The 252-nt window shown below is 49.6% G+C and carries 1 protein-coding gene; it reads right to left on the bottom strand.

All coding sequences use genetic code 11. The annotated features are described in order from the left end of the window. On the bottom strand, positions 1–252 hold a 252-nt coding region (gene rpsH, locus QN347_RS20455), incomplete at both ends, for a 30S ribosomal protein S8 (RefSeq protein WP_323494496.1).

The raw sequence follows: 252 nt of genomic DNA, 5'->3' as shown, positions 1-252 counted from the left end.
TAGGCGACGTAGCAAATAACTTCGCCACCGACACCGGTTGCGCGCGCTTTGCGGTCAGTCATGACGCCTTTTGGTGTGGACACAATGGCCACGCCCAAACCGTTCATCACATTTGGAATCTCGTCTTTACCTTTGTAAATACGGAGACCAGGGCGAGAAACACGCTCCAAGCGCTCAATAACAGGACGTCCTGCGTAATATTTCAAACCGATTTTTAATTCGGACTTACCCGCAGCTTCAATAACTGCGAAA

It is taken from the genome of Sphingomonas sp. 10B4, from assembly GCF_035019905.1.
Taxonomy (GTDB): domain Bacteria; phylum Pseudomonadota; class Alphaproteobacteria; order Sphingomonadales; family Sphingomonadaceae; genus Sphingomonas; species Sphingomonas glacialis.
The sequence above is the reverse complement of the archived record's forward strand: the minus strand, read 5'-3'. Positions and strand labels throughout refer to the sequence as shown.